General features: G+C 71.8%; 28 protein-coding genes. 16 read left to right on the top strand and 12 right to left on the bottom strand.

What is annotated here, in order from left to right:
* Positions 1-17 precede the first annotated feature (17 nt).
* Together MKK70_RS00765 and MKK70_RS00760 are read right to left on the bottom strand one after the other, a co-directional pair.
* Positions 18-362, bottom strand: coding sequence for a hypothetical protein (locus MKK70_RS00765; RefSeq protein WP_243945423.1), 345 nt, complete (start codon positions 360-362; stop codon positions 18-20).
* A gap of 86 nt (positions 363-448) precedes the next feature.
* Complete coding sequence (locus MKK70_RS00760; protein WP_243936555.1) at positions 449-916, bottom strand: hypothetical protein; 468 nt, start codon at positions 914-916, stop codon at positions 449-451.
* Between the two features lie 242 nt (positions 917-1,158).
* Between MKK70_RS00760 and MKK70_RS00755 the strand changes: the two genes are divergently transcribed.
* The 3 genes from MKK70_RS00755 to MKK70_RS00745 are packed head-to-tail and all read left to right on the top strand — an operon-like array spanning position 1,159 to position 3,836.
* Positions 1,159-1,911, top strand: a complete 753-nt coding sequence (locus MKK70_RS00755) for an NUDIX hydrolase (RefSeq protein ID WP_243945422.1) — start codon at positions 1,159-1,161, stop codon at positions 1,909-1,911.
* Positions 1,912-1,942: 31 nt separating this feature from the next.
* Positions 1,943-2,932 carry an SPFH domain-containing protein gene (locus tag MKK70_RS00750; RefSeq protein ID WP_243945421.1) on the top strand — a complete coding sequence of 330 codons (990 nt, stop codon included), beginning with the start codon at positions 1,943-1,945 and terminating at the stop codon, positions 2,930-2,932.
* 10 nt (positions 2,933-2,942) lie between these two features.
* Positions 2,943-3,836, top strand: coding sequence for a hypothetical protein (locus MKK70_RS00745; protein ID WP_243945419.1), 894 nt, complete (start codon positions 2,943-2,945; stop codon positions 3,834-3,836).
* A gap of 12 nt (positions 3,837-3,848) precedes the next feature.
* Here the strand turns inward: MKK70_RS00745 and MKK70_RS00740 are convergent, their stop codons facing one another.
* On the bottom strand, positions 3,849-4,292 hold the full coding sequence (locus tag MKK70_RS00740) for a PACE efflux transporter (protein ID WP_243945418.1): 444 nt from the start codon (positions 4,290-4,292) through the stop codon (positions 3,849-3,851).
* Between the two features lie 89 nt (positions 4,293-4,381).
* On the opposite strand from MKK70_RS00740, the gene MKK70_RS00735 reads away from it, so the two are divergent.
* A complete protein-coding gene (locus MKK70_RS00735; RefSeq protein ID WP_243945416.1) occupies positions 4,382-5,290 on the top strand; it encodes a LysR family transcriptional regulator in 909 nt (302 codons plus the stop codon).
* A gap of 35 nt (positions 5,291-5,325) precedes the next feature.
* On the opposite strand, the gene MKK70_RS00730 is transcribed toward MKK70_RS00735, so the two are convergent.
* Positions 5,326-5,970, bottom strand: a complete 645-nt coding sequence (locus MKK70_RS00730; protein ID WP_243945414.1) for a hypothetical protein — start codon at positions 5,968-5,970, stop codon at positions 5,326-5,328.
* 45 nt (positions 5,971-6,015) lie between these two features.
* Positions 6,016-6,600, bottom strand: coding sequence for a hypothetical protein (locus MKK70_RS00725; RefSeq protein ID WP_147859099.1), 585 nt, complete (start codon positions 6,598-6,600; stop codon positions 6,016-6,018).
* Between the two features lie 148 nt (positions 6,601-6,748).
* On the opposite strand from MKK70_RS00725, the gene MKK70_RS00720 reads away from it, so the two are divergent.
* Positions 6,749-7,732, top strand: coding sequence for a hypothetical protein (locus MKK70_RS00720; protein WP_243945435.1), 984 nt, complete (start codon positions 6,749-6,751; stop codon positions 7,730-7,732).
* A 21-nt stretch (positions 7,733-7,753) separates the two neighbouring features.
* Here MKK70_RS00720 and MKK70_RS00715 read toward each other — a convergent pair whose 3' ends face one another.
* Entirely contained in the window at positions 7,754-8,947 is a 1,194-nt protein-coding gene (locus tag MKK70_RS00715; RefSeq protein WP_243945412.1) for a glycosyltransferase family 4 protein, read from the bottom strand.
* Complete coding sequence (locus MKK70_RS00710; protein WP_313899064.1) at positions 8,947-9,987, bottom strand: glycosyltransferase family 4 protein; 1,041 nt, start codon at positions 9,985-9,987, stop codon at positions 8,947-8,949. The genes MKK70_RS00715 and MKK70_RS00710 overlap by 1 nt, the downstream gene beginning before the upstream one ends.
* Before the next feature lie 60 nt (positions 9,988-10,047).
* On the opposite strand from MKK70_RS00710, the gene MKK70_RS00705 reads away from it, so the two are divergent.
* From MKK70_RS00705 to MKK70_RS00670, 8 genes are all read left to right on the top strand, one after another.
* A complete protein-coding gene (locus tag MKK70_RS00705; RefSeq protein ID WP_243945409.1) occupies positions 10,048-12,102 on the top strand; it encodes an HAD-IIB family hydrolase in 2,055 nt (684 codons plus the stop codon).
* The gene (locus MKK70_RS00700) at positions 12,092-12,979 is read left to right on the top strand and encodes a glycosyltransferase family 2 protein (RefSeq protein ID WP_243945407.1); all 888 of its coding nucleotides are present in this window, start codon (positions 12,092-12,094) and stop codon (positions 12,977-12,979) included. Before MKK70_RS00705 ends, MKK70_RS00700 begins: the two co-directional genes overlap by 11 nt.
* Positions 12,980-13,000: 21 nt before the next feature.
* Positions 13,001-14,134 (top strand): glycosyltransferase, encoded by a 1,134-nt coding sequence (locus MKK70_RS00695; protein WP_243945405.1) that lies wholly within the window; start codon positions 13,001-13,003, stop codon positions 14,132-14,134.
* A gap of 47 nt (positions 14,135-14,181) precedes the next feature.
* A complete protein-coding gene (locus MKK70_RS00690) occupies positions 14,182-15,099 on the top strand; it encodes a galactosyltransferase-related protein (RefSeq protein ID WP_147729707.1) in 918 nt (305 codons plus the stop codon).
* Positions 15,096-16,166: a glycosyltransferase gene (locus MKK70_RS00685; protein WP_243945403.1), complete on the top strand. Its 1,071-nt coding sequence runs from the start codon at positions 15,096-15,098 to the stop codon at positions 16,164-16,166. The genes MKK70_RS00690 and MKK70_RS00685 overlap by 4 nt, the downstream gene beginning before the upstream one ends.
* A gap of 200 nt (positions 16,167-16,366) precedes the next feature.
* Entirely contained in the window at positions 16,367-16,708 is a 342-nt protein-coding gene (locus MKK70_RS00680) for a hypothetical protein (protein WP_243945402.1), read from the top strand.
* 218 nt (positions 16,709-16,926) lie between these two features.
* Complete coding sequence (locus MKK70_RS00675; RefSeq protein ID WP_243945400.1) at positions 16,927-17,982, top strand: serine endopeptidase; 1,056 nt, start codon at positions 16,927-16,929, stop codon at positions 17,980-17,982.
* A 51-nt stretch (positions 17,983-18,033) separates the two neighbouring features.
* Positions 18,034-18,324 carry a hypothetical protein gene (locus MKK70_RS00670; RefSeq protein WP_243945398.1) on the top strand — a complete coding sequence of 97 codons (291 nt, stop codon included), beginning with the start codon at positions 18,034-18,036 and terminating at the stop codon, positions 18,322-18,324.
* Positions 18,325-18,379: 55 nt separating this feature from the next.
* Here the strand turns inward: MKK70_RS00670 and MKK70_RS00665 are convergent, their stop codons facing one another.
* Together MKK70_RS00665 and MKK70_RS00660 are read right to left on the bottom strand one after the other, a co-directional pair.
* Positions 18,380-18,562 (bottom strand): DUF2934 domain-containing protein, encoded by a 183-nt coding sequence (locus MKK70_RS00665; protein ID WP_147727696.1) that lies wholly within the window; start codon positions 18,560-18,562, stop codon positions 18,380-18,382.
* A 4-nt stretch (positions 18,563-18,566) separates the two neighbouring features.
* Complete coding sequence (locus MKK70_RS00660; RefSeq protein ID WP_243945395.1) at positions 18,567-18,854, bottom strand: hypothetical protein; 288 nt, start codon at positions 18,852-18,854, stop codon at positions 18,567-18,569.
* Positions 18,855-19,361: 507 nt separating this feature from the next.
* On the opposite strand from MKK70_RS00660, the gene MKK70_RS00655 reads away from it, so the two are divergent.
* Both MKK70_RS00655 and MKK70_RS00650 read left to right on the top strand, forming a co-directional pair.
* Positions 19,362-22,697, top strand: coding sequence for a helicase-related protein (locus MKK70_RS00655; protein WP_243945393.1), 3,336 nt, complete (start codon positions 19,362-19,364; stop codon positions 22,695-22,697).
* A gap of 146 nt (positions 22,698-22,843) precedes the next feature.
* Positions 22,844-23,251: a DUF1236 domain-containing protein gene (locus tag MKK70_RS00650; RefSeq protein WP_243945391.1), complete on the top strand. Its 408-nt coding sequence runs from the start codon at positions 22,844-22,846 to the stop codon at positions 23,249-23,251.
* A gap of 132 nt (positions 23,252-23,383) precedes the next feature.
* Here the strand turns inward: MKK70_RS00650 and MKK70_RS00645 are convergent, their stop codons facing one another.
* The 3 genes from MKK70_RS00645 to MKK70_RS00635 all read right to left on the bottom strand — a co-directional run bounded on the left by MKK70_RS00645 (position 23,384) and on the right by MKK70_RS00635 (position 25,026).
* Positions 23,384-23,758, bottom strand: coding sequence for a response regulator (locus MKK70_RS00645; RefSeq protein ID WP_147727700.1), 375 nt, complete (start codon positions 23,756-23,758; stop codon positions 23,384-23,386).
* A gap of 564 nt (positions 23,759-24,322) precedes the next feature.
* Positions 24,323-24,679, bottom strand: coding sequence for a hypothetical protein (locus MKK70_RS00640; protein ID WP_147727701.1), 357 nt, complete (start codon positions 24,677-24,679; stop codon positions 24,323-24,325).
* Between the two features lie 56 nt (positions 24,680-24,735).
* Positions 24,736-25,026: a hypothetical protein gene (locus MKK70_RS00635; protein ID WP_147727702.1), complete on the bottom strand. Its 291-nt coding sequence runs from the start codon at positions 25,024-25,026 to the stop codon at positions 24,736-24,738.
* Between the two features lie 244 nt (positions 25,027-25,270).
* Here MKK70_RS00635 and MKK70_RS00630 point away from each other — a divergent pair, with 244 nt between their 5' ends.
* Positions 25,271-25,918, top strand: a complete 648-nt coding sequence (locus MKK70_RS00630; protein WP_243945389.1) for an NAD(P)H-dependent oxidoreductase — start codon at positions 25,271-25,273, stop codon at positions 25,916-25,918.
* Positions 25,919-26,069 lie beyond the last annotated feature (151 nt).

Here is a 26,069-nt window from a genome sequence, read left to right as displayed (position 1 = left end):
TGCCGAGAGAAGCCGGCCTACGAACGATAGTTCCGGAACGACCGCAGGAATCGGGCAAGACCTCTTGTCTCGTCCTGTTCCTCCGCTTCGCGAACGGTCTCCGTCGCCGCATCGTCGCCGCGACCCCTGATCCCTCGATCGAGACCGTGCGCGCTGTCCAGGCCGTGCAGCGCCTGAAGCAGCATCGGCGGCAGGGCGATGCGATGCTCCTGCAGCAGGAGTGCCGCATCGTTCAGTGCCTTGACCTGCGCCTCCGGAATCGGGCGATTCATGATCTGCGCGTCGAGCACCGCATCGGACAAGGTTCCGATCAGGCGCAGGACTTTGGACATTTGCGCGGTGTCTCCCTGTTCGCCCGCCATGATCCACATTCCACTCGAGGTCGACGCACGCCGGGTTCGGAGCCAAGCTCCGGGAGAGAATGCCGCGAACCGAGGACGCTGCGTCCTCAGTTCTGTCCCGTGCATTCCGCGTTGAACGGCCCGAGGACGATATCGCCCTGGTTCGGGTTGTTGACGGTGAAGGGCGCCGTGTCCTTCGTGCCGACGAAACCGGGGCCGAGATCCGGCTGGAAGAAGCCGTCGCCGAACTTCATGTAGCAACGGTCGAGGACCGCCTCGTATTCGAGGTGGATCTTCGCGGCTTCCCGCCCGCCCGCGACCGGCTGCCCGAGGCGGCCGAGCGGTGCACAGTAGGCCGTCAGATCGACGTGCCCCGGCTGCGACAGCCGCACGGTGGCGAAACGCCCCGGCTTCACGACGAAGGCGGGCCCACCATCCTGGCTGGCGACCAGCACGGCGGCGGAGCGATTGTAGACCCGCCTCAGGCAGTCCGCCGAGGCGGTGCTCGTCCACCCCACCACGATGACGGTCGAAGCCATCAGGGTCCGGGCGCAGGCGGATCGGGTGAACATCATGACACGTCTCTCGGTGGTTCCGGGAGGCAAACGCCGAAGACGCTGCCGTTCAGCGTCATCAACGCGAAACCAGCGGTTGCGATCAAATTTTGCTTTACGCAGCCGTACGCGACGCGCCGCACGCCGAAGCTGCCCTTGCCGCACGGGCAATTCGGCCGGCGAGGACGGCGCATCACCCCCCGCGCTTGACATATATCTATCTTGGATATTAGTTAGATGCATAACGGATATATGGTGCTGCCGTGAGCGAGACCGAATTCCTGGAGGCGTACGATCCCGCCGCGTTCGCGCGGCCGGCGCTCACCGTGGATCTCGTCCTGCTGGGGCTGAGCGAGGGCCGCCCGGCCGTGCTCCTGATCGAGCGCTCGCAGCACCCGCATGCCGGCCGGTGGGCGCTGCCCGGCAGCTTCGTCGCGATCGACGAGCCGCTCGACGCCGCGGCCGGGCGCATCCTGCGCGAGAAGGCCGGCTTCGGCGCGGACGAAGCCGCCCGGACGCATCTCGAGCAGCTCTACACCTTCGGCGCCGTCGACCGGGACCCGCGCATGCGCATCGTCTCGGTCGCCTACCTCGCCCTCCTGCCCGAGGCGCTGTTCACGCAGGTGCTGATGGGCGACGCCGGGTTGTCGGCAGCCCGGATGGCGGTGCCCGGGGAGAGCGAGGCGGGCCGCCCCGTCGCGGTCTTCGCCGCACGGGATCGGGCGGCGCGCACGGCTATGCCGCTCGGCTTCGACCACGCCGACATCCTGGCTCTGGCGATCCTGCGGCTGCGGGGGAAGCTCGATTATTCCGACGTCGGCTTCGCGCTGCTGCCGGAAACCTTCACCCTGCGGCAGCTGCAGGACGTGCACGAGGCGATCCTCGGCACGACCCTGAACAAGCCGGCCTTCCGCCGCCGGATGCTCGATCGGGGCTGGCTCGTGCCGACGGGTGCCCGGGAGACCGGCACCTCGTTCCGTCCCGCCGAACTCTATCGCTACCGGAAGCCGCTCTGATCTGCGGCTCCGCCCCCACGAGGAGGGTCCCATGGCTACGATCCGCAACATCGGTCCGGTCGCGCAGCTGAAGAGCGAGGCGAGCAGCCACGTCATCCGCTACCGCAACGGTCGCATCCGGCAGAGCGGGCGCGGCCTCGTCTTCTGGTTCCGGCCGGAGACCGCGAGCATCAGCGAGGTGCCGATGGACGACCGCGAGATGACGCTGTTCGTGCGCGGCCGCAGCCGGGACTTCCAGACCATCGTGGTGCAGGGGACGATCGGCTGGCGCGTGGTCGACCCGGAACTGCTGGCGAGCCGGGTCGACTTCTCGCTCGGGCTGCGCACCGGCAGGCCTCAGGGCGAGCCGATCGAGCGCATCGAGGCGCGTCTCGGCGGCATCGCCGGCCAAGCGGTCCTGCAGGCGATCGGCGGGAACCCGGTCGGCGCCCTCCTCGATGCCGGCCCCGAGCCCCAGCGCGTCGCCCTCCAATCGGTCCTGGAGGCGGCGCCGGCCCTGGCGGAGATCGGCATCGCGGTGGTCTCGGTGCGGCTCACCAACCTGGCGCCGTCGAGCGAGCTGGAGCGCGCGCTTCAGACGCCGACCTTCGAATCCCTTCAGCAGAAGGCGGACGCGGCGACCTTCGCGCGGCGCGCCCTCGCGGTCGAGAAGGAGCGGGCCATCGCGGAGAACGAACTCGAGACGCGAACGGAACTGGCCCGGCGCGAGGCGCTGCTCATCGCGCGGGAGGCGGAGAACGCCCGCGACCGTGCCGCCGGCCTCGCCGAGGCGCAGGGGCTGGAAGCGGCGGCCGAGGCCGAGCGCATCCGCCTCGTGGAAGGCGCCCGGGCGGAGGCCGAGCAGCGCCGCGCCGCGATCTATCGCGATCTCCCGCCGGCCGTGCTGCTCGGGCTGGCCGCGCGCGAACTCGCGGGCAAGCTCGAGACGATCGAGCACGTCAACGTGACACCCGACCTGCTGGCCGCCGCCTTGGGCGAGTTCCGCAGGCCGGTGCCGCCGCTCGCGGCCGCCTCGCGCTAGGCGTCGTGCCATGCCGGTGATCACCCCGCGGGCGGTGTTCGTCATCCGCGACACCGATTACGAGGCCCTGCTCGCCCGCCACGCCACCCGCGGGCAGGCCCGCTTCTTCCTGGAGAGCCGCGGCCAGAGCCTGACCGAGGTCGAGGCGCGCCACCTCAGGTTCCACGCCGTGCTCGGGCAGGCGCGGGCGGCGGTGCCGGGGGACTGGCGGCAGGCTCTGACCCGGCGCGTCGACCTCGATCGCTTCCTGTTCGCCCCCGAAGACGTCGTCGTGACGGTGGGCCAGGACGGGCTCGTCGCCAACGTGGCGAAGTACCTGCGCGATCAGCCGGTGATCGGCGTCAACCCGGACCCGGATCTCTACGACGGCGCCTTGGCGCGGATCGCGGTCGGGCGCCTGCCAGCGCTGCTCCCGGCGAGCGTCGCCGGGGCGGCCCCGGTGGAGCGCCGCACCATGGTTCAGGGCGTGCTCGACACCGGCGAGCGGCTGCTGGCGCTCAACGAGATCTTCGTTGGCCATCGCAGCCATCAATCGGCGCGCTACTGGATCGAGGCGGCGGGCACGGCCGAGGACCAATCGTCGAGCGGTCTCATCGTCGCCTCGGGGACCGGCCTGACCGGCTGGGCCCGCTCGATCGGGGAGGCGACGCACCTCACGGTCGGTATCGGGAGCGAGGAGGCGGCGGTCGGCTACTGGGTGCGCGAGCCGTTCCCGAGCGTCGCCACCGGCACCGCCGTCCGGGCGGGCAAGCTGACAGGCACGGCGCTGGCGGTGACCTCGCGGATGAACGAGGGCGGCGTGGTCTTCGCCGACGGGATCGAGCAGGACTTCATCGCCTTCGACTGGGGTCGGCGGGTCGAGCTCGGCCCGGCCGACCGCGCCCTGACCCTCGTGGTCGCGTAGCGTCGCCGCGGCTCAAGCCGAGGGCTCCACCGCGGCGTCGGCCCAGCTCTGCAGCGGAAACGTCCGGTCGTAGGCTAGATTGAACAGGAAGGCGTAGGCCACGTAGAAGCCCGCGATCGCAAGATCCATCACCAGGGCCTCGACGAGGCCGATGCCGAGATACCAGGCGATCGGCGGCAGCAGGATCACGAGCAGCCCGGCCTCGAACAGCACGGCGTGCGCCACCCGCAGGGGGAGGCTCTTGCGCGTATGCCGGACCAGCCGCTGCATCGCGCGGTCGAAGCCGAGGTTGTAGGCGTAGTTCCACGCCATCGCGACCAGCGCGCTTCCGACGCCGATCACGCCCATGTCGGCGGCGTGCAGCCCGAACAGCAGGGTCCCGAGCGGGATGATGAGCGCGAGCCCGATCACCTCGAACAGGATGGCGTGGCGGATGCGGTCACGGGTGGTTCGCATGGTCTGGCCCGAAAAAACCTCGTTGGTCGGCCGCGTTCTATCTGCGATATCCGACCCGGCAAGTTGGTACGTATCTCGGAAGCCGATGGATGGCGGTCTCGCTCGATCAGCTTCAGGCCTTCGTGGCGGCGGCCGAGGCCGGGTCCTTCTCCGGCGCCGCCCGCGTGCTGCGGAAGGCGCAGTCGGCGGTCAGCACGCAGGTGGCGAACCTCGAAACGGATCTCGGCCTGCCCTTGTTCAGCCGGGCGGGCCGGAACCCGGTGCTCACGCCGGCGGGGGAACGGCTGCTGCTGGAGGCGCGGGTGGTGCTCGACCGGCGGGAGCACCTGATCGGCGTCGCGAGCTGCCTCCAGCAGGGGGTGGAGAACCGGCTCGTGGTCGCCATCGACGAGCTCTATCCCGAGCACGCGCTCGGCGCGCTCTTCGCCGACTTCGCCCGGCACTTCCCGTCGGTGGAACTGGAGCTGCTCTTCCCGCTGATGGAGGACGTCAGCCGCATGGTGCAGTCCGGCGCCGCCGACCTCGGGGTGATGTGGCGCCAGGAGGTCTTGCCGACGGAGCTCGGCTTCCAGACCATCGGCTGGGTCCCGCTCAAGCTCGTCTGCGGGCGCGATCACCCGCTGGCGAAGGCGCGGGTCGCTTGGGAGGAGCTGAAGCGCCACCGCCAGATCCTCGTCGCCGCGCGCGGCGACGGGCCGGAGAAGCGCCGCCTTCGCGTGGCCGCCGAGGTCTGGTGGGTCGAGAGCCACTGGGTGATCCTGGAGATGGTCAAGCACGGGATCGGCTGGGCCTTCGTCACCGACCACGTCATCGCCGCCTCGCAGACCGCGCCGGACCTCGTCACGCCGGACCTGCAGTTCGACAAGGGCGACTGGCCGATCGCCCTCGAGCTGGTCTGGCACAAGCAGCGGCCTTGCGGCCCCGCCGCGGCCTGGCTGCGCGAGCGCTTCGCCGCGGAGCGCGTCGGCAGCCTCGCGGGCGACGACCGGCCGCGCTAAGGCCGGCCGCGTTGAGGTGAGGGCGCGCGGCGCGGTCAGGACCCGGCCCACGCCGCCCGCACCGGTCCGGCTGCGGTATCGGGCTTGGCATCGCCAATGAAGATCACCACCGGGCCGTGCTCGGCCCGCCGCGGATCGTAGAAGTCGAGGAGGTCGGGGTACCGGCGCTGGATGAAGTCCGGGCGCAGGCCCGCGCGGCGCAGCAGATGGTCGATGACGACCTGATCGCCGTGCACCCCGTTGGGGACCGGGCCGCATGAACCAGCCCGCATCCAGCGTTCGGGCTCGGCCGCGAACGCGGCGTGGAGGAAATCCAGCTCGCCCCCGTCCCAGCGCAGCAGGGCGCTGGAGAGCCGCCCCTCGTGGAAGTAATCCTCCATCGCGGCGAGTCCTGGCTCGGCCAGCGCATCGCATGGCCCGGTGAGGACGGTGTCGAGGTCGCACAGCAGCGTCGGCCCCCGCGTCAGGCCGGGGCGGAACGCCTCCATCTTCGCCCACCAGGCCGGCCAATCGTGCCGCAGCGGAACCCGCTCGACGCCGGCGACGGCGAGCGGAAGGTCCGTGAGGCAGAGGATCCGCTCGAACGCCGGGGCGTGGCGGCGCACGCCGCGGGCGAGGCGCTCGACCCAGGTCGCGTCGTAGCGGCCGCCGCCCTTCAGGACGGTGACGAGGGTGGTCATGCGCGGAACCCGATCATGTTGCGGGGACGGACCCGGTAGGGCCGGTCATCCCGAAGGGTGAAGGCGGAGCTGGCCGGACGCCTCGGCTTCGGCGAACCAAGCACGCTCGGCCGCCCAGGGATGACCGGGCCAGCCGGCGAAGCCGAAGCCGTAGGCGTCGACCGGCCCGGACCACGAGGGTCGGCCGAGCAGGAGCGCCAGGGTCACGAGAAAGCCGGTGCTCGGGTTCGGCCGTCCCATGGTGCCGGCGCCGAGGCGCAGGCCACCCTCGCGGTGCAGGTCTTCCGGCAGGACGTGAACCGGCTTGCCGAGCGGAGCCAGCAGCGCCAGCGCCTCACGGGTCCAGCACACCTGCTCGGGTCGGTTGTGCTCCGCCGGAAGCATCGGGAACGGCAGGATGAAGGCCTCGGCCGCACGAACCACCGGGCGGTCGAGGAAGCCCGGGTCGGCCAGCCATTCCCGCATCTGGCCGCCGCGGTTGACCAGGGCGAGGTGGGTGACACGCGAGCCGGTGCGTCCGCGAAAGCCCGCCGCGTTGTTGAAGCGCACCACCGAGGGCGCCGCGTCGATCGCGGCGGCGGCCTCGATCCCCGGCGCGTTGCCGACGATGGCGAGCCGGGAACCCGAGATCCGGAGCGCACCGGTCCGGGGCGCATCGTGGGCGCGTGAGGGATCGACCGGTGCGTTCACATGCGGCTGGGGTTCGAGGAGCAGCGGAGGTATGGCGTCGGCCCCACGCGGCAAGGTGCGGCGGCGGAGCGGGAGGGTTGGACCGATGATGCGCCGATGCTTCGTCTGCGCCGCAGACATGCTGCAGCCGACCGAACGGCATCTCACGTATCCGGGCGGTCGCCGCCGCGATTTTCCGCTCGCCTGCGCCTCCTGCGGGCTCCTGCTGACGGCGGATGCCGATCCCGACCGCTGCCGTGCCGATCTCGCGGAACGCCTCGCCGCACCGGCCTTCGTTCCGGACCCGGACGGCGCCTACGGGCTCGACCTCTACACCCTGCGCAGCGCCGCGACCGGAGCCGGTCTCGGAATTCGCGCGCGCGACGGGGACGGCCGTGCGGATCTGCGCCGGCCGCACGGCATCCGCGCCGCGCAGGCGGACCTCTACGCCCTCGACGTGGGGGAAACGATGCCGGTCTCCCTCGGCCTGCTCTGTCGCCCTGCGGATCTCGAGCGCGTCCTGGCCGGCGTCGAGCCCCACGCAGCCTGGACCGACGACGTGGTCGTCCTGCTCGATGCGTCGGCCGGTCCGCCGCGCGCCATGGCCGCCGCCGGCCTCGCGCACGGTGCGGTGCGCGTGGCCGCGCGGCCGATGGACGGCGATTTCGGCGCGCAGCGCAACGCACTCCAGGACCTCGCCCGCCATCCCTGGATGCTGCAGCTCGACGCCGACGAAACCCTCGACGCCGCCGCGGGCCGCCGCCTCCCGGCGCTTGCGGGCCTGGCCGAGGCGGGCGATGTTCTCTCGGTCGGGCTGCCGCGCTGGAACCGCGTCGACGGCGTCCTCTCCGACGTCTACCCGGACGTCCAGTACCGGCTGAACCGCAGGAGCGTGCGCTATGGCGGCCGCGTGCACGAGCGGCCGGTGCTCGACGGCGGCTGGCCACGCAGCGTCATCGCGCTGCACGGGGCGATCGAGCATCATCTCGGCCGCGCGCACATCCTGGCGCGCTCGCGGCGCTACGAGAGCCTCGCCCCCGGACGCGGGCGCCCGGAGGAAGAGGCGGCGCTGCTGCGGCCGTTTCGCGACTGAGCGCCCGGTTCGGGGCTCGGCTCAGCGCGCCGCCCGAGCGCGGCTCGCCGCGATGGCGCGCGCGTACAGATCGAGGGTCTCGCGGCCGAGGGCCGCCCGGTTGAAGCGTCCGGCCGCCGCGAGCGCACGAGTTCGGTAGGCCAGGCGAAGGCCCGGGTCGGCGAGCAGCGGGCGGAGGGCGTCGGCGAGCGCCGGGCCGGTCGCGTCCCGTGCCAAGGGCCCCGCGCCGGGGTCGCCGACGAAGGCGCGGGCGCTGGCATCCAGCGCGCAGGCCACCACAGGGCGTCCATAGGCCAGGGCCTCCTGGTAGACGAGGCCGAAGCTCTCGTAGCGGGAGGGGGCGAGCACCGCATGGGCGGCGGCGTAGGCTTCGGCGAGCTCGTCGGCGGGAACCCGCCCGCGCGCGCGGATGCGGGCCTGCGCCCCGCCGGGCAAATCGCCCGGGAGGTCCGACGGCGGCACGCCGACGAGATCGAGCACGAAGGGCGGAACCGATCCGAACGCGGCCTCGTCGGCGAGGATCGCGATCGCTCCGAGCAGGGCGTCGAAGCCCTTTCGCGCCTCCGCCCGTCCCACGAAGAGCAGGCGCACCGGCTCGGAATGGTCCGGATAGGCCGCGCCCCGCGCGGCCGCCGTGATCTCCGGCGGCAGGCTGAGGCCGATCACCGCTTCCGGCTGCCGGCCGGACAGAGCGTAGGCCCAGGCGATCACCGCCCCGTGCTCGGCCGTGTTGGCGATCAAGCCGGCGCTGCCGCGCGCCTGGGCACGCTCCAGCGCGTCGGCGGTGCGGCCGTCGAACCCGTCGCGCAGCGAGGCGGGGGCGTCGCGCGTGAAGGCCGCCGGCGTCGAGCTTCGCGTCACCAGCGGCAGGTCCCGGCGCCGGGCCAGCAGCACGGCGGGGGCGTACCAGTTCGTCGCCTCCGCCACGTCGAACGGTGCGTGCGCGTGGACCGCGCGCACCGCGCGGCGGAAGGCGAGGGGGGCCGCGAGGTGGCCGGCCGAGCCCCAGCGGCGAAGGCGCGCCAGCGCGCCGCCCGGCGGCAGGGCGATCCCGACAACGGTCACGCCGCCGATGCGCTCGCGGCCGGTGCGGTCGAGGGCGAAGACCGTCACGTCGGCGCCGGCCATGGCGAGGCTCTCCGCGATCTCGCGCGCCGCGGTCGAGAGGCCGCTCGGGGCCGGCGGGTAGTCCCAGGCGAGGTAGGCGACCCGCATCAGGCGGCGAGCAGGCGGCGATACAGGGCGAGGTAGTCGGCCGCCATGCGGTCGGCCGTGAAGCGCGCCTCGAAGCGCGCGCGGACCTGGGCGCGGTCGATCTGCTCGATCCGCCCGAGCGCGGCGACCGCCTCCGCTTCGGAAGACACGATGAAGCCCGTCACGCCGTCCTCGACGATCTCCGGCACGGAGCCGCGGTTCCAGGCCACCACGGGCGTGCCGCAGGCCATCGCCTCGATCATCACCAGGCCGAAGGGCTCCGGCCAGTCGATCGGGAACAGCAGCGCCCGCGCGCCGCCCAGCAGTTCCCCCTTCCGACGATCGTCGACGGGTCCGAGATAGGTCGCGTCGTCACCCAGCAGCGGGCGGACCCTGTGCTCGAAGTAGTCCGGGTTGCCGACGTCGACCGTGCCGCCGAGCCGGATCGGGATGCCGGCGGCGCGCGCGACGCGGATCGCGGTGTCCGGCCGCTTCTGGTCGGTCATCCGGCCGACGAAGGCGACGTGCGCGCCGGGCTGCGTCTGCAGGGCGTAGCGGTCCCGCGCGATGCCGTGATGCACGATCCCCGCCCGGTTCGCGGCCGGGATGCCGGCCTCCTGCGCCGCCGAGATCGCCGCGACCGGCAGGTCGGGGAAGCCCGCGAAGAACAATGCCCGGTCGAGCTCGTCCACGCGCCAGTGCACCGTCGTGAGGCTGTGGCGCCGTCGCGCGCCGAGAAGCGCCGCATGCGCGAACTCGCCATGGCAATGCACGATGTCGAACCGGTCGAGGCGCAGCCGTAGCGCCTCGAGCTGCAGAGCGTCCAGCGCCGCCGGGACGCCGGGCGCGACGCGTCCATGGCGGCGTTCGAGGGCCGAAAGACTCGGGTGATCGCCCACGTGCGGCAAGTCTGTCGCACTGTCGGAGGGGGCGAACAGTGTTACCTCCACCCCCAAGCCACTGAGCGCCGTGCCGAGGTCGTGGATGACCCGCTCCGTGCCGCCGTGATGCTCAGGGGGAACGGGGAAGATGTTCGGGGCGACTTGGGCGACGCGGATCACGATGGGTACCTCACCTGCAGCGTTCTCTCGTCCCGGCACGCCCGAGACGCCGGCGGCCTGATGTTCGTCCTGCATGTCGCCTTGCAGGGCTGCCTTCGCGGCGGCAGCGTCGCGTTCGGGCTGACCGCCGACACCGGCGGCCACATCCGCTATCTGCTCGACCTCGTCGCGGCCTCGTCTCAGGATGCTGACATCGAGCGGATCGTGATGGCGACGCGGCTGTTCGACGGCATCCATGGCCCGGACTACGCCGTGCCCGAAGAGCGGATCTCCGACAAGGTCGAGCTAGTGCGGCTCGCGAGCGCGTCGCCGGCCTACCGGTCGAAGGAGGAGATGCACGCGGAGGTCGCGAGCTTCGCCCGGAACCTCACGGGCTGGATCGGCCGGCAGGCGCGGGCGCCCGACCTGATCCACGCCCACTACGCCGAAGCGGCCTCGGTCGCGCGGCTGGTCGAGGACGCGCTCGGGATCCCCTTCGTGTTCACCGCCCACTCGCTCGGACGGGTCAAGGCGTCGATCCTCGGCGCAGGCGCCGAGAACGGCCCCGATCTCGCGCCTCGCATCGCCGCCGAGGAAGGGGCCCTGGCCCGCGCCAGCCTGATCATCGCCTCGTCCCGCGACGAGGCGGAAGTGCAGTATGCCGGCTACGCGGCCTACGATCCCGGCCGCATCCGTGTCCTGCCGCCGGGCAGCGATCTGGCGCGATTCACCGCGGCCGAGCCCCTTCCGCGGGTCGACGCCACCATCGACCGTTTCCTGCACGATCCGAGCAAGCCTGCGCTGCTGGCCCTCGCCCGGCCGGTGGCGCGCAAGAACCTCGCGGCGCTGGTGCGGGCCTATGGGGAGAGCCCGGAGCTTCAGGCCCGCGCCAACCTCGTCCTGATGGCCGGCATGCGCGAGGATATCGATGCGCTCGACGGCGACATGCCCGCGACCCTGCGCGAGATCCTGGTGCTGATCGACCGCTACGATCTCTACGGCCGCGTCGCCTATCCGAAGACCCACGACCCGGAGGACGTGCCGGCGATCTACGCCTATGCCCGCACCCGCGGCGGCGTGTTCGTGAACCCCGCCCTCAACGAGCCGTTCGGGTTGACGCTCCTCGAAGCCTCCGCCGCCGGCCTGCCGCTGGTGGCGACGGACAGCGGCGGCCCCAACGACATCGTCGAGACCTGCGGCAACGGCCTCCTCGTCGACCCGCGCGCGCCGGATGCGATCGCCGCCGCGTGCCTGCGGATCCTCGACGAGCCCGATCTATATGCGGCCTGCGTCGCGGGCGGCGCCCGCGCGGCGGCCGCCTACGACTGGGACCAGCACGCCGCCCGCTACCACGATCTGCTGCGGGCGCTGCGGGCGCCCGAGCCGCCGCTGGCCGTGCCGCGTCAGCTGCTGGTCTGCGACATCGACAACACCCTCGTCGGCTGCGCGGCGTCGCTCGGCATCTTTCGGCGCTGGCGCAGCCGCCAGGCGGGGCTGGCCTTCGGCGTCGCCACCGGCCGTTCCTTCCACTCCGCGATGGCGATCCTCGAGCAGCAGGCCAGCCCGCGCCCGCAGGTGATGATCACCTCGGTCGGCTCGGAGATCTACCATCTCGATCCCAACGGCGTGACCTACACGGCAGACTTGGCCTGGCGCGCGGTCGTCTCGACCGGGTGGGACCGCTCCGGCGTCCGCGCGGCGCTCGCCGATCTCGACGGGCTCGTGCCGCAAGGCCCGCTGGAGCAGCGCGGGCACAAGCTCAGCTATTTCGGGGACGCGACGACGGCACGGGCGGTGCTCGCCCGTCTCGCGCAGGCGGGGCACCGCGCCAGCGTGATCCACAGCCACGGACGCTACCTCGACGTGCTCCCCGCAGCGGCCTCGAAAGGGACGGCGGTCGCCCACGTCCGGGCGCTCTACGGCCTGCCGGAGCGGGCCGTGTTCGTCGCCGGCGATTCCGGGAACGACGTCGAGATGCTGCGCGCCCAGGCGCAGGCGATCATCGTGGCCAACTACTCCGACGATCTGGCGAGCCATGCCGCGCTGAAGCATTCCTACGTCGCCCGCACCTCGCACGCCCGCGGCATCATCGAGGGCGTCGGCCATTTCCGCCGGATGCTGGCCGATGCCGGCTGAGCCTTCGCATGTGCCCTCCGCGAGCGTGCTGACGCTGGTCCGCGGCCGGGCCGACCGTCTGCGCAACCTCATGCATGGGTTGGCGCGCCAGTCCGCGTCCCCGCGGGAGCTGGTGATCGCCTGGATGCAGCCCGAACCCGCGCCGGACCTGCCGGACCCGGGCTGTCCCGTGCGTCACCTCCACGTGGCGGGCGAGCCGATGCCGCTCGCCGCCGCCCGCAACCGCGCGGCCGAGGCCGCCCGCGGCGAGCTGCTGATCTTCCTCGACGTCGACTGCATCCCGTCTCCCGGCCTCGTCGCGGCCTATCGCCGAGCGGCGGCGCAGGCCGAGGGCCTGTTCCTCGGCGAGGTGCTGTATCTGCCGCCCGGGTCCGAGGCGGGGAATGCCGCCGACGATGCGGCGCTCGCGCGGGCCGGGCAGAGGCATCCGGCGCGGCCGGCGGTGCCGCGAACGGGCCTGCGCCCGGAGCCGGATCCCGGCCAGCTCTGGGGCCTGTCCTTCGCTCTGCCGGCCCGCGCCTGGCACGCCGTCGGGGGCATGGACGAGGCTTACGCCGGCTATGGCGGGGAGGAGACCGACCTCGCCGTCCGCCTCGCGGCCGGCGGGTTGCCGACCTTCTGGGTGGCGGCGGCTTGCGCCTACCATCAGCACCACCCGGTCCACGTGCCGCCGCTGCAGCACTTCGAGGCGATCCTCGCCAACGCCGCCCGCTTCCACCGAAGGCACGGACGCTGGTGCATGACCTACTGGCTCGACCAGTTCCGGGCCGCCGGGCTGATCGCCTGGGACGCGGACGCCCCGACGATCCGGCTCGTCCGCCGGCCGCGCGCCGACGAGGTCGCCGCCGCCCTGCGGCCCGACGCCCTGTTCTCCTGACGGTTTGCGAACACTCCAGCCATGAAGAAGCCCATCGCGTTCTTCGTCCATCATCAGGGACGGGGCCATGCCAACCGCACCATGGCGATCGCCGCCGAATTCGCCCGCGACCGGCCCCTCTCCGTGCTCACGGCCGGCCCCCAGCTGTTCGACGGCTTCTCCCGCGACATCGAGATCGTGCCGCTGCCGAACATGATCGGCGCGTCCGTGCCGACGCCGCGGCTCTACGCGGAGCCGACGCCGCAGGTGATGCACTGCGTGCCCCTCGGCCTTGCCGAGATGCGGCGGACCATGCGGCGGATCCTCGACCACCTCGACGAGCGCGAGGTCGGCCTGTTCGTGGTCGACGTCTCGGCGGAGATCGCGCTGCTCGCGCGCATCGCCAGCGTGCCGGCGGTGCAGATCCGCATGCACGGCGACCGCTCCGACATCGGCCATGTCGGCGCCTACGAGGCCTGCGTCGGGATGCTCGCCCCCTTCGACGAGCGGATGGAGCAGGACGACTATCCGGCGTACCTGCGAGCCAAGACCTTCTACAGCGGCGGCCTCTGCACCAGCGTCGACGGCGTGCCCGGTCGCGCCGAGGCGCGCGCACGGCTCGGCCTCGATCCGGCGCGCGAGATCGTCGTGGCCGTGACGGGCGGCGGGGGCAGCGGCACGCCCTACGCGCCGCTGACGGTGGCCGCGCGCGCCGCCCCCGAGGCCCTGTGGCTCACCCTCGGGCCGACCCATCGCGAGGGCCACGAGACCGACTTCTCCAACCTGCGCGAGCTCGGCTGGGTGCCTTCGGTGACCGACTACCTCGCCGCCGCGGACATCGTGCTGGCCTCGGCCGGCGACAACACGGTCCACGAGGTCGCCCGCGTGGGCGGCCGGCTGATCGTGATGCCGGAATGGCGCTACTTCGGGGAGCAGACCCGCAAGGCCGAGGCCCTGGTCCGCCTGGGCGCCGCGGTCCAGGCCCCCGTCTGGCCCGGCGATCTGCAGGGCTGGCGCGATCTCCTCGCCCGGGCCCGCACCCTCGATCCCGCCCCGCTGCGCAGCCTCTACGCGCCGGACGCCGCCGCCCGCGCCGCCGGCTGGCTCGAAGGGCTCGCCGACGAACTCTGGAGCGGCGCGGCCGAGCGACCGGCGCTCGCCGTCGTCGCCCGCTGACCGCCCGCTCAATCCCGCGCTCGATCGTCCAGGAGCCAGACCGCCCGATGTCCACCGTTTCCGTCGTGACCCTCGCCAAGGGGCGGCCCGCGCACCTGCGCAACGTGCTCCTCGGCCTCGAGCGCCAGACGCAGGCCCCCGTCGAGTTCATCGTCGCGGTGATGCAGGACGCGCCCTACGACCTCCCCGAGGTGGCCTTCCCGGTCCGTCAGATCCTGGTCCCCGGCACCGAGCTGCCGCTCGCGGCCGCGCGCAACCGCGGCGTCGCGGCCGCGAGCGGCGACGCCGTCGTCTTCCTCGACGTCGACTGCATCCCGGCCCCCGACCTCGTGGCCGACTACGCGCGCGGGCTCGCCGAGCTCGACGGCCTGCTGATGGGCGAGGTCCTGCACCTGCCCGAGAAGGCCACGGCGGGCGCCTGGACCTGCGAGGCCTTCGCCGCGGTCGCCGAGCGCCACTCGGACCGTCGCGGCCCTCCGGCTTCCGGCATCGAGATCTGCCGCGACTACCGCTGCTTCTGGTCGCTGAACTTCGCCATCCGGCGCGCCACCTTCCTCGCCACCGGCGGCTTCGACGAGCGCTACGTCGGCTACGGCGGCGAGGACACCGATTTCGGCAAGATCCTCGATCAGGCCGGCATCCCCATCGCCTGGATGAAGGGCGGGCTGGCCTACCACCAGTACCACCCGCACCACATGCCGCCGGTCCACCACCTCGCCAGCGTGGTGCGCAATGCCGAGCTGTTCGAGGCCAAGTGGGGCTACCGCACCATGGGGCACTGGCTCTACGCGTTCAAGGTGATGGGGCTGATCGACGACGCCCCCGATCGGCCGATCCGCATCCTGCGCCACCCCGAGGCCGGCGATCTTGCGCTCACCGGCCAGCAGAGCCACCAGCCCTACAGCAACTCGGCGTCCGTCATCCGCTTCCTCGAAGCCCAGGCCGCCCCGGCGGCGACTGCGTGAGGATCGCGCTCCTCGCCCATCTCCGGCATCCGGTAGCGCGCCCCTTCGCGGGCGGGATGGAAGCCCAGAGCTGGGCCCTCGCCGACGGGTTGATGGCGCGCGGGCACGAAGTGGTGCTGTTCGCCGCCGGCGACAGCGATCCGCGCTTCGCCGTCGATCCCGTAATCCCGGTGCATCATGAGCGCAGCTTTCCCGGGCTGGAGCATCGCGGCGACGCCGGCCTCGTCGCCCATGTCGACGCCGGCTACGCCGCCGCCTGCGACCGGATCGCGGCCGGCGGGTTCGACGTGCTCCACAACAATAGCCTGAGCCGGCTGCCCCTGGAACGCCGGCGCATCGCGGTGGTGCCGACCGTGACGTCGCTCCATGTCCCGCCCTACGACGCGCTGCGCTGGTTCGTGGACGAAAGCCTCGGGCCCGGTCATCGGATCACCGTCACGTCGGAGGCGCAGCGCACGTTGTGGTGGCCGGACGCGGTACTGGCGGGCGTGTCCGTCCTCCACAACGGCGTCGATCCTGGCGCCTGGCCGTATCATGAGCGCGGCGACGGGACCGCCGTATGGTCCGGGCGCATCGCGCCGATCAAGGGCACGCATCTCGCGGTCGCGGCGGCACGGCGTGCCGGCATGCCGCTGACCGTGTTCGGCCCGATCGAGGACCGGGCGTACTGGGAGGCGGAGGTCGCGCCCCAGATCGGCGGTTCGATCCGATACGGCGGCCACCTCTCCGGCGCCGCGCTGGCGCGCGAGATCGGCCGCGCCTCGGTCTTCCTGTTCACGCCCTGCTGGGACGAACCCTTCGGCCTCGTGGCGGTGGAGGCCATGGCCTGCGGCGTGCCGGTCGCGGGCTTCGCCATGGGCGCGGCCGAGGAGGTCGTCGGCCCGGCCGGCCGCCTCGCGCCCGTGAACGACGTGGCCGCGCTCGCCCGCGCGATCGGCGAGGCACGCGCCATTCCCCGCACCGTCCCGCATGGACGGGTCTCGCGACTGTTCACCCGCGATCTCTGGCTGGAACGCTGCGAAGCCGTGTACGCGCTGGCACGGACGGAGCATGCCGCCCAGAACTGACCTCGTCCACTGCCGTCCGGCTCCGATGCTCACGCGACCGTGAACACAGCATCGCCTCAATCCCAAGCCCAAGAGACTTCGATGGTCCTGCGCGGGCGGCCACCGATCGACCGGATCATGCCGTCGCGGTCGTCTGTTCGGCGGCGACCTGGGCGGTCGTCTGTTCGGCGGCGACCTGGATCGAATCTCAGGCGGTGGTGATGCTGCTCATCTGGTCCGGCTGGGGCATTTTGGTCCTGCCCGTGGTTTTCGGCACCGCCCTTCTCGTCGGCGCCTCGGGTGGGCTGGCGCTTCGCGCGCTCGGCCATCCGGAGCTGACGTTCCTCGCCGTCAGCCTCGGCCTGCTCGCCGCCGCGGCAGCCAACTGGTTCGTCGGCCGAAACCTCAACGGCACGCCGCCCCGCGAACTCCTCGATCCGGCCACCAACCAGCGCGTGCTGCTGCACAGGGTCCACAAGCTGTTCTGGATCCGGATGGAATACTGGTCCGTCCCCGTGGCGCTCGCGGCCCTGGTGCCGCTCCTGGCCCTGCGCAACCTGTGAGCCGGCCGACGACGCGCGTTGCCGGCGGAGCGGACGCGCTTCGGCGCGTCGCGGCTCGGCTTGCCGTCGTGATGGGAACGCCGGCGGCGGCCGAGATGCCGGTCGCCTCGGTCGGGATCGACGGCTTCGACGCGTTCCTCGGGGCCTGCGCGTGGTGTGCTGCGAGCTCCGGCGTGCCGGAATGCCCAAAGCTTCTCCAGAGATAAGGACCGATCTGCGTGGCCAACGGCACCCGCGTATCCGAGCGTTGGTTCAACGCCGCCCTGTGGCTCGTCGCCCTGCTGTTTGCGGGCTTCCTGATCGGCCTGGGCTCGCTCGTGGTCGGCGACCTGCCGCAGGTCGAGCACCGCTACACCGTGGATCAGTTCCTCGACCCGGAGCCGGCGCGCGCCTCGGCCGCCGCCCTCAAGCAGATCCGGCGCGAGCAGGACGACGCGCGGCGGCAGGCGGAGGCGGCGCAACTGGCCCTCGACGCCGCCCGCTCGGCGACCGAGTCGGCGCGCGAGACCTTCGCGAACTGGCTGAAGACCCGCAACGCCACCCAGCGCGTTGACCAGGATCCGGGTCTCGTCGCCCGCACCGAGGGGCTGGATCAGCTCAAGGCGGCCGAGCGCGCCGTCGAGGAGCGGCTCGAAGGCCTGAACCGCACGGCCTTCGAGCTCGGCGAGCGGGAGGCGGCGCTCTCGGCCGCCGACGGCGCCCTGCAGGCCGAGGCGCAGGCCCGGCTCGATTCGGCCGAGCGCGGTCAGGAACTCCGCGTGTTCGGCTATCGGCTCGCCCTCACGCTGCCTCTCCTGATCCTCGCCGGTTGGCTTCTGTTGAAGCGCCGGCGCACGCGCAACTGGCCGTTCGTCTGGGGATTCGCCTTCGCCGCGGCCTTCGCGTTCTTCGTCGAGCTGGTGCCCTACCTGCCGAGCTACGGCGGCTACGTGCAGTACGGCGTCGGCGCGGTCCTGACGCTCGTGGGCGGCCGCGCCGCGATCAACGCGCTGCACGCCTACCGCGAGCGGCAAGCCCTGGTGGAAGCGCGGCCGGATGCCGAGCGCCGCACCGAGATCGCCACCGACGAAGCGCTCGCGCGCCTCGCCCGGAAAGTCTGTCCCGGCTGCGAGCGCGGGATCGCCCTCGACGATCCCGCCACGAACTTCTGCCCGCATTGCGGGCTTGGGGTGTTCGAGCGTTGCTCGGCGTGTTCCCAGCGCAAGAGCACGTTCGAGCGGTTCTGCCGCGGATGCGGCGAGCGCCGGATGGTCACCGCGGCCGTGACCGGGTAGCTGACGCGCAGAGAACGCCGCATGTCGACCGCTTCACACACAAGGTACGCGATGAGTCGCCCGCGCCGCGTCGGTCTGCCTTGGTACGGCCCCGAGCACTACGACGCGCTCCGTCACGGCCTCGTCGACGGCGCCAAGCTGCCGGCGTCGTACGAGGCGTGGCGCATGTCCGCCGAGCAGGTCGAGCGTGAGGTGCAGCGCAGCGGCGTCGACGTCGTTCGCGTACCGATCGAGCTGGGCGCGTTCATCGACTGGTGCATGCGCACGGGGTCGGCGAGCGACGGCGCGGCACGCGCCCGGTACGCGGCCGAGCGCCTCGAAGAAACCGCCGCAGGGGGCTAGCGGGTCGTCCCTCGGGACGATCTGGTCGGTCCGGGGGCCTTGGGCCGCCGGAGCCTCACGTATGATGCGGATCGGCGTTCCGGTTTTCGCCTCGGTTCTTCCGTTCCGCCTTCAATTCCCGCTCGGCCAGAACCCAGAATCGCATCTCCTGGCCTTCCGGGCGGTGATTGCGGTCCCAGAGGTCGTAGGCCCGCTGCCGGATCTGCTCGATCGGGATCGGTGCGTCGTCGTCGTCCATGCGTTCACTGATCTTCGTTGGGCCTGATCTGCATCCCTGCGCGATCGGAGGATCGCGCCGCGGCGTTTCGGACTTGCGGTGGCGCCGGGTCCGGCTCGAACCGAGCGATGAAGCGTAGCTGATCCCATAGATCGATACCGTGACCATCCACCAGGGCCTGGACCTGCGCCTTGGCGTCGTCGTCGCCCGCCGCGGCGATCACGGCCTGCAGGACCATCCGGCCGTCCGCGCCGAACATCATCGCCCGGTAGCACGGCACGCCCTCCGGTTCTGCCGACGGCGGCCCGCTCATCGGCCGGGCCCCGGTCCCGTGATCGATGGGCGCGCCCGGGCGATCGTGGCGCGTCCGCCGTCGATGCGCCGACCCTCGCCATCCGCACGAACGTCGTTGTCGGGGCCCGCCATGGGATTTGCCGCGCTGGAAACGGCGGGAGCACGAGCGTCTCGCAGGCGCTGACGGCCGGGATTCTGGTCAGCGATGGTCTAGAACTGCACCTTCGGAGGAGATTCGCACTAACATAGGATAGCTTGTGGATCGGTGCGGTGCGTTCCCCCAAGAGCGGTGCCGATCTTCTGGCGGCTTTCCTCTCCGTGTCCACGTCGAGGTCGAGATGCCCTAACGCTGCGGCTAGTTCGACGCCCTGCCGCGCGACCGCGCCACCGTGGCGCGGGCTCGACGGCGGGCGGTGCGAGCGGCGGCACGCCGCACGCTTGAGCTGTGAATAGCCGCCTTTCGGATGGGACCGGTCCGGACCGAACCGCGTTGCCGGAGTCCCAAGGGTTGCGGACGGAGTGCGGAATGGCCGAGCGTCGACGGAAGGTGGCAGAGCCGGCACCTGCGCAGCTGGACGACGCCCCCCTCGTTCCGATTGGGGCGCTCGCGGTTTCGCTCCTGGACATTGCTGCGCAGGCCGGATCGAGCCGGTCGAACGCGTCGAAGCCGGTCGTGCACGTCGCGCGCGACGCGCGTCGTCTCGACGACCTCGCCCGCGTCCTGCGCGCGCTCGCTCCGAACGCCGAGATCCTCGTCTACCCCGAATGGGACTGCCTGCCGTTCGACCACGCGTCGCCGTCCCGGGCGACGATGGGAGCGCGCGCCGCGGTGCTCCGCCGGCTGAGCGGTAAGGGAGCGCCGCCGGACTTCGTCATGACCACGGGGCCGGCGCTCGCCCAGCGCGTCCCGCCACGAGCGACCTGGGACGACGCGCACGTGCCCCTCGCGATCGGCGACCGGATCGATCCGGAGCGGATCACCGCCGCCCTGGTCCGTCTCGGCTACGTCGTGGACGAGCGCGTCGACGAGCCGGGCGAGGTCGCCGTGCGCGGCCGCACCATCGAGGTGTTCCCGGCCGACGCGGCCAGGCCGTCCCGCATCGAGCACGCGGACGGCCGCGTCACGGCGATCCGGGTCTACGATCCGATCACCCAGCGATCGGTCGGAGATGTCGACCGCCTCGTGATCGATCCGGCCACCGAGATCGTCCTCGCCGCGGGTTCGGAAGAGCGGCTGCGCCCCTTCACCGGCCAGGAGCACGCCCTCGCCCGATTCTACCCGCGCCTGGTGACGCCCCTCGACTATCTTCCCGATGCCGGCCTCGTGGTCGAGGAGGGAGCGTCGACGCGGATGGCCGCCTTCTTCGAACAGATCGACGAGGCGCGCGCGATGAAGCGAGCCGGGCGGAACGGCCGGAGCGACGTGGGGCTTGGAGACGACCTGTATCTGTCGCTCTCGGACTGGACGAAGGCGGTCGAGGCGCGGACGCTCTCCGCGGCGACCCGGGACGCGGCCAAGGACATCGCCCTGTCGAGCCTGGCGGGGGCTGCGCGTCCGACGGCTGCCTTCGCCAAGGTTCTCCGCGCGGAGTTGAAGGCCGGGCGGCGGATCGTCCTGGCCGGCCCGACGCTTCCGCTGCGCCGGCTCGTGCGCGAAGCATCCGCGGTGGCCGACCCCGCGGTTCGCCTGATCGACGGTTGGGCGGAGGTGGCCTCGGCCAAACCGGGGGAGGTCCTTGCCCTGCAGGCGCCCCTCGGGGCGGGTTTCCACGCCGACGGCGCCACCGTGATCGCGGCGGCCGACCTCTACGGCCCGGACGCCGCGCCGGTCGGTCCCGCAGGCCACGTCCTGCCGCTGTGCGAGGTCGATCTGCGCCCCGGCGACGTCGCGGTCGACCGCGACCGCGGCTTGTGCGTCTTCGAGGGCTTGGAGCAGGTCGCTGCGGTCGGCGACAGGCCGGCGACGGAAGCCCTGCGCCTGCGGTTCGCCGACGACGCCGTCCTGATGGTGCCCGTCGCCCAGGCCGACCGGATCTGGCGCTACGGCTCCGAGCCGAGCGCCGTCACCCTGGACAAGCTCGACGGTGGCACGTGGGCCCGCCGCCGCCTGGAGGCCGAGGCGACGATGGCGCGGACCGCCCGCCACATGCTGGGGACGGCCCGCGAACGTCGCGAGGCGGGCGTCCCGGCGATCCGGCCTCCGGCTCGGGAGATGGAGCGCTTCGCGGCCGGTTTCGGCTTTCCGCCGACGCATGACCAGGCCGCGGCCATCGAGGCCGTGGCGACGGATCTCGCTTCCGGAGTGCCGATGGACCGGCTCGTCTGCGGCGACGTCGGCTTCGGCAAGACCGAGGTGGCCCTGCGCGCGCTGGCGGCAGCGGTGTTCGCCGGGCGGCAGGCGGTGCTCATCGCGCCGACCACGGTGCTCGCGCGCCAGCACGCCGAGACGCTGCGCCGACGCTTCGGCCGCTTCGGCATCGCGGTGGCGCAACTCTCCCGCCTGGTATCCCCGGCCGAGGCCAGGCGCGTGAAGGCGGGCCTCGCCGACGGCACGGTGCGGCTGGCCGTCGGCACCCACGCCCTGGCCGGGCGCGGCGTCGCCTTCGCCGACCTGGGCCTCACGGTGATCGACGAGGAACAGCGCTTCGGGGTGAAGACCAAGGCGGACCTGCGTCGTCTCGCCGGCGGCGGCCACGTGCTGACGCTCACCGCGACGCCGATCCCGCGCACGCTGCAATCCGCCCTCGTCGGCCTTCAGAGCCTCAGCATCCTGGCGACGCCGCCGGCGCTGCGTCAGCCGGTCCGCACGATCGTCGCCGCGTTCAATCCCGATACCCTGCAGGACGCGCTCGTTCGTGAGCACCGGCGCGGCGGGCAGAGCTTCGTGGTCTGCCCCCGCGTCGATGATATCGGGCCGATGGCCGAGCGCCTGCGCGCCCTCGTTCCCGACCTCGAGGTCGTCGTCGCGCATGGTGGCCTGAAACCGTCGGAAATGGACGAGGCGATGGTGCGCTTCGCCGACGGCGACGGGGACGTGCTCCTCGCCACCGCGATCATCGAGAGCGGGCTCGACGTGCCGCGCGCCAACACGATGCTGGTCTGGGAGGCGGCCAAGTTCGGGCTGGCGCAGCTCCACCAGCTGCGCGGCCGGGTCGGGCGCGGCCAGCGCCGCGGCGTCGTCCACCTGCTCTTCGATCCCGATGCCCCCCCGAGCCCGGCCGCCGAGCAGCGCATGCGGGCGCTGGAGGCGATGGACCGTCTCGGCGCAGGCTTCGCGATCAGCGCCCGCGACCTCGACCTGCGCGGCGCGGGCGATCTCGTGGGCGAGGATCAGGCCGGCCACGCCAAGCTCGTCGGCCTCGGTCTCTACCGGCATCTTCTCGAGCTCGCGCTCCGCCTCGCCAAGGGCGAGGAGGCCGAGGATTGGTGCCCCGAGATAGAGATCGGGCTTCCCGGCGGCATCCCGGGCGATTACGTGCCCGAGCCCGAGATCAGGCTCAGCCTCTACACCCGCCTGCTGCGCCTCCGGGACATCGAAGCGATCGAGGCGCTTTCGAGCGAGGTCGAGGATCGCTTCGGTGCTCCGCCGGAACCCGTCTCGGCGCTGTTCGCCCTCGGGCGTCTGCGTGCGGCCTGCCGTGCGCTCGGCGTCGCCCGGTTGAGCGGCGGCCCGCAGGGTATCGCAGCCGACCTCCGGCCCGGCATCAAGGCCGGGCCGATGCCGGCCGAGGACGACCTCGTCGTCCGCGAAGGCCGCGTCGTCCTGCGCCGCTCCGTCACCGAGCCGACGGAACGCGCCGCGCTGGCCATGGACCTCCTCGATCGGCTGCGGGCGGCACAGGAGCGAAACGGCCAGCGTTGACATCGCCGGGCCGCATCGACCCGCAAGACGCCGACTTCGTCTCGCGGGTCGACGACGTTCGCCACCGGCTCCGGTGCGATCGGTGCTACCGTGCCGGCGTTCGCGGACTCTCGCCGTCGGACGCCACTCGCTCAGGAATCGATACCATGCGTCACCCCCTGGCCTCGGCCGCACTCCTCGTCCTCCTCGGCACGGCCGCGCAGGCGCAGGGTCTGCATCAGGGGGCACGGGAGGGCTCGCGGCGCGGCGAGGAGATGGCCGGCCCACTCGGAGCCGTCGTCGGCGGCGCGATCGGTGCGGCCGTCGGCACCGCCAACGGCATCCTCGGGATCGACCGCCGCGAACGCTTCCGGATCTACGCCCACGCCGAGCGACGGCCGTCGTTCGCTTATGGCGGCCCGGTTCGGGTCGGGACCGTGCTGCCGGAGGATGGCATCGTCTACTACGACGTTCCTCGCGAGTTCGAGCTCGTGGGCTTCAACTACACCATCGTCAACGACCATCCGGTGCTGGTCGAGCCGGGCACCCGTCGCATCGTCGAGGTGATCGATTGAAAACCGCTCCGCGATCGGGGCGAATCCCAGGGATGGCGCGCCGCGACGGATCGCGTGATGCGACGATCGCGGGCGCTGTTCCCGCGCAGAATCAGATGAGAGCCATGCAGGCGGCCGAGCGGTTGGTCGATCTCAGGCCGCGTGGTGCAGCGCGTCGACGACCTGGGCTGCCTTGTAGGGTTTCGGCACGAACAGGCCGTGGTCCGGCACCTCCGTGTCGGCGAGCCGGTGCCGCCCCGAGGTCAGGACGAGCCGGATGTCCGGCCAAGCCGCGGACACGCGTCCGGCCAGGGTGACGCCGCACATCGTCCCCGGCATGTCGACGTCGGTGAAGATCGCCGCGATGTCCGAGCGCTCGTGCAGGATGAACCAGGCCTCGTCCGCTTGACGGGCCTCGATCACCGCGAAGCCGGCATCCTCCAGCATCTCGACCGCGTACATGCGCACGAGGTCGTCGTCCTCGACGACGAGAACGAAGGAGTGGTCGAGGTCGCGCTTCACCGGCATGGTTGTCCAACAGAAGTCGACGTCTTTGGTTGCCGGCTTCGCTCGCATTCGCCGCATGGTCGCGTGAAGGCAGAAGCAGCTTCGCGAAGCATGGATATCGTCGTTGCTCTTGGAATTCGAAGCCTGCTTTCGGCATCACCAATCGGAAAAGCTCAATCCCTGTGGTTCGTCGATCTCACCCAATAGGGAAAGGGCGATGCACCGGCTGCGATACCGATGACGGCCGATGTCCAGGAATTCACTCGCGGTCGACCGTAAGCGGTCGAGCAAGCAGCACGCGAAGCCCGCCGACCGACCCGAAGGCTGGTACCCGCCACCTGAGGGCGGCAACGGTCGGTGATGCGAAACACCGGCGGCTGCGTCGGGCGACCGGATCATGCCGTTTCGGCGGGTGCACCAAATCTACAAAGGCTCCGGCATCACGATCGTATGTTCTTGATCGCGAGGTCCTTGGCCGACCGAAAATCTTCCTCGACCAAGCGTACCCAGCACCGTCCGTCCTGCCGAGCCGATCGTCGGTCGAGGCGTGCTCGGCACCAAGCGCGCCGACACACATCCCGTCGGTCAGCGCAGCAACAGCAGTGCGCCGCCGATCACCACGGGGATGGCGACGATCGCGCTGTAGAACACCGGCATGACCCAGGATCGTTCGCCGTGCACGTCGGCCGCCGCCCGAACCTGCTCGGATGCCGCCTCGGTCTCGCGGGCCAGCTTGATCCGTTGCGGGGTCGGGGGCGTATCCCCGGCCTCGTCGCAGGTTCCGAGCGGTGCCGCCCCGACATCGCCGTGGCTCGCCTTGTCGCCCGTCCGGCCGCTGTCGATGTCGGCCTTCAGCTGCGCCGAGGTCGGATTCTCGCTGTCCGGCGCCTCGCCGAAATCGAGGTTGCCCGGGGCGGGGGGCGTTTCGGAACGAAGGGTCATTGCGGGTTTTCCCAAGCTGGACGTCGGCACCGGGAACGCCCGGATCCGAGTGCGGTTCAGTTGGCGTTTCGCTTCGCGGGCTGCGGGTAGGCCGGATTTCCGGCCGGCACGGCGCCGGTGTTCGCGGACGACGTGCCGCCGTCCTTGCCGGTCGTCGATCCCGTGACCTCCGCCCGCGAGGCCGCCTGGCTCTGGCTGGCATAATCGGGCGGCGCGCTGGCTCCCTGCCACACCATGAGGCCGACCAGGGCCGCGATCATCAGCCCGACGCTGGCCACCAGCACGTAAAGTGCGGGCTTGCCGCGCTTGCCCTGTCGACCGGACTGCCCAGAGAGTTGTTCTGCCACCGTGAAACCTCGCTCGTCCGATCTTGCCGGACATCGAGCAAGTAACTTGCGGCTCGCGCGATAGGTCCGCCCCTGTGGCGCTATCGACCGTCGATCCGGCACGACGGGCAAACCTCGCGCCGGGTCTCTGCAACATTCGCCGCGACGGTTCGGATCGACGTCATCGTGGCGCGGCCCTTTGGCAGCTCTCGGTTCCACGGATGTTTCCGGCCCTACTTCGAGTGATCTCGAAGAGGAAATCATCGTGTCCCAATCCGATCTCGATCCGGCCCGCGTGCTGATCGCCTTCTATTCCCGCTCCGGTTCGGTCGAAGCGCTGGCCGTGGGCGCAGCCGACGCGGCGCGTGCGGCCGGCGCCGAGGTGCGGCTGCGTCGAGCCCGCGAGGTCGTCGACGCCGATGCGATGGCGAAGGTCGACGGCTGGGCCGAGAACGCCGCGCGACAGAACGCGCTCTATCCGGAGCCGACCCATGAGGATGCGGAGTGGGCGGACGCGATCCTGTTCGGCACGCCGTGCTACTTCGGCGCGATGGCCACGGAGCTGAAGGCCTTTCTCGATCGGCTCGGCCCGCAATGGAAGCGCGGCGCGCTGTCGGGCAAGGTCGGTGGCGCCTTCGCCGTCGCCTCGTGGCCGCATGGCGGATCCGAGGTGGTGACGTTGTCGCTCTACGCGCCGATGGCCCATCTCGGCATGGTCATCCTCCCGCCGGGCTACACCGACGAGGCGATGCTCGAGGCCGGCTCCCCTTACGGCGCGTCGGCCATCGTCGGAGCCGAGAACGCCGATCCGCGGCCGGAGGATCTCGATGCCATCCGCCATCAGAGCCGCCGTACGGTGGCGATCGCCCAGGCCCTGATCGCCGCCGGCGAGATGCCGTGCCGCCGAAAGTGATCCCCGGCATGGTGCCGCGAGGTTCTGCCGCACCGACGAAGCGAGCGGTGCGGCGTTGCCCGCGGCGAACGTGAAGGAGCTGGCATGGCCGACAAGGCAGACGTGACGACGTACATCCTGAAGCAGGCGCTGGCGGCCAAGGTCGGCGACC

Origin of the sequence: Methylobacterium sp. E-041 (genome assembly GCF_022829665.1) — a bacterium.
In the GTDB taxonomy this organism is placed as follows: domain Bacteria; phylum Pseudomonadota; class Alphaproteobacteria; order Rhizobiales; family Beijerinckiaceae; genus Methylobacterium.
Note: the sequence above shows the minus strand (reverse complement) of the source record. Positions and strands in the feature narration are given on the sequence as shown.

What these genes read in the sequence shown, in the direction of transcription:
- MKK70_RS00720 (WP_243945435.1), top strand. Translation starts at nt 6,749, where the DNA reads ATGCGCCGATGCTTCGTCTGCGCCGCAGACATGCTGCAGCCGACCGAA.
- MKK70_RS00730 (WP_243945414.1), bottom strand. Translation starts at nt 5,970, where the DNA reads ATGACCACCCTCGTCACCGTCCTGAAGGGCGGCGGCCGCTACGACGCG.
- MKK70_RS00670 (WP_243945398.1), top strand. Translation starts at nt 18,034, where the DNA reads ATGAGTCGCCCGCGCCGCGTCGGTCTGCCTTGGTACGGCCCCGAGCAC.
- MKK70_RS00765 (WP_243945423.1), bottom strand. Translation starts at nt 362, where the DNA reads ATGGCGGGCGAACAGGGAGACACCGCGCAAATGTCCAAAGTCCTGCGC.
- MKK70_RS00650 (WP_243945391.1), top strand. Translation starts at nt 22,844, where the DNA reads ATGCGTCACCCCCTGGCCTCGGCCGCACTCCTCGTCCTCCTCGGCACG.
- MKK70_RS00745 (WP_243945419.1), top strand. Translation starts at nt 2,943, where the DNA reads ATGCCGGTGATCACCCCGCGGGCGGTGTTCGTCATCCGCGACACCGAT.
- MKK70_RS00695 (WP_243945405.1), top strand. Translation starts at nt 13,001, where the DNA reads ATGAAGAAGCCCATCGCGTTCTTCGTCCATCATCAGGGACGGGGCCAT.
- MKK70_RS00680 (WP_243945402.1), top strand. Translation starts at nt 16,367, where the DNA reads ATGCTGCTCATCTGGTCCGGCTGGGGCATTTTGGTCCTGCCCGTGGTT.
- MKK70_RS00735 (WP_243945416.1), top strand. Translation starts at nt 4,382, where the DNA reads ATGGCGGTCTCGCTCGATCAGCTTCAGGCCTTCGTGGCGGCGGCCGAG.
- MKK70_RS00645 (WP_147727700.1), bottom strand. Translation starts at nt 23,758, where the DNA reads ATGCCGGTGAAGCGCGACCTCGACCACTCCTTCGTTCTCGTCGTCGAG.
- MKK70_RS00660 (WP_243945395.1), bottom strand. Translation starts at nt 18,854, where the DNA reads ATGAGCGGGCCGCCGTCGGCAGAACCGGAGGGCGTGCCGTGCTACCGG.
- MKK70_RS00640 (WP_147727701.1), bottom strand. Translation starts at nt 24,679, where the DNA reads ATGACCCTTCGTTCCGAAACGCCCCCCGCCCCGGGCAACCTCGATTTC.
- MKK70_RS00705 (WP_243945409.1), top strand. Translation starts at nt 10,048, where the DNA reads ATGTTCGTCCTGCATGTCGCCTTGCAGGGCTGCCTTCGCGGCGGCAGC.
- MKK70_RS00750 (WP_243945421.1), top strand. Translation starts at nt 1,943, where the DNA reads ATGGCTACGATCCGCAACATCGGTCCGGTCGCGCAGCTGAAGAGCGAG.
- MKK70_RS00740 (WP_243945418.1), bottom strand. Translation starts at nt 4,292, where the DNA reads ATGCGAACCACCCGTGACCGCATCCGCCACGCCATCCTGTTCGAGGTG.
- MKK70_RS00760 (WP_243936555.1), bottom strand. Translation starts at nt 916, where the DNA reads ATGATGTTCACCCGATCCGCCTGCGCCCGGACCCTGATGGCTTCGACC.
- MKK70_RS00690 (WP_147729707.1), top strand. Translation starts at nt 14,182, where the DNA reads ATGTCCACCGTTTCCGTCGTGACCCTCGCCAAGGGGCGGCCCGCGCAC.
- MKK70_RS00665 (WP_147727696.1), bottom strand. Translation starts at nt 18,562, where the DNA reads ATGGACGACGACGACGCACCGATCCCGATCGAGCAGATCCGGCAGCGG.
- MKK70_RS00715 (WP_243945412.1), bottom strand. Translation starts at nt 8,947, where the DNA reads ATGCGGGTCGCCTACCTCGCCTGGGACTACCCGCCGGCCCCGAGCGGC.
- MKK70_RS00655 (WP_243945393.1), top strand. Translation starts at nt 19,362, where the DNA reads ATGGCCGAGCGTCGACGGAAGGTGGCAGAGCCGGCACCTGCGCAGCTG.
- MKK70_RS00700 (WP_243945407.1), top strand. Translation starts at nt 12,092, where the DNA reads ATGCCGGCTGAGCCTTCGCATGTGCCCTCCGCGAGCGTGCTGACGCTG.